The sequence below is a fragment of the Novosphingobium arvoryzae genome, from assembly GCF_014652615.1.
Taxonomy (GTDB): domain Bacteria; phylum Pseudomonadota; class Alphaproteobacteria; order Sphingomonadales; family Sphingomonadaceae; genus Novosphingobium; species Novosphingobium arvoryzae.
Genome location: NZ_BMZD01000029.1, coordinates 1 through 536 on the forward strand (window position 1 = coordinate 1; position 536 = coordinate 536).

Annotated in this window: 2 protein-coding genes; both read right to left on the minus strand. The window is 50.2% G+C overall.

Annotation, left to right across the window (positions count from 1 at the left end; all coding sequences use genetic code 11):
* Positions 1–31: 31 nt before the first annotated feature.
* Positions 32–259, minus strand: coding sequence for a hypothetical protein (locus IE113_RS16175; RefSeq protein ID WP_032408967.1), 228 nt, complete (start codon positions 257–259; stop codon positions 32–34).
* Between the two features lie 11 nt (positions 260–270).
* Entirely contained in the window at positions 271–492 is a 222-nt protein-coding gene (locus IE113_RS16180) for a YubE family protein (RefSeq protein WP_023339391.1), read from the minus strand.
* Between the last annotated feature and the right edge of the window lie 44 nt (positions 493–536).

Here is a 536-nt window from a genome sequence, read left to right on the forward strand (position 1 = left end):
TTCTTTCTGTGCGAGCGTGGTCCCACAGTTTTTAAAAGCTACCATTTTGGTATTCCGGGGTAAGGGAGTACCGCCCAAAAGCGCCCCGCTGCGCCACCCTCATACAAAGCATCTGCTCGATAATAAACTCCACCGCTGGCAGGCTAATGCTGCAGGCGGTGCTTAATTCCTGCAGGGTGATGCGGGGGTGTCCCCGCATTACACTCTCAACGCTCAGGGCCGCTTCGGTCATATTCTCGCGGATCTGTTTCACGTTCATCATTTCCCCCTTTAATCTTCAAACTGGTAATCGACATCGGCCATAAAGCTGTTAAGGTCGGCCAGTTTGGGTTCCATTGTTCCAATCAGTCGGCCCGCCAGTCTGTCTGTAATGTTCTCGCTGTTGAAGCTGTACTCACGCTGGAAACGCTTCACTTTTTGCCAGAGTTCATACAGCTCGTTAGAAATCTCAGCCGCGTCCTGTCTCATTTTTTCGTTGCCTTGATAGTTCACAATATCCTCCAAATTCATCTAGTTACCGGGTTTGTTTCCCGTCT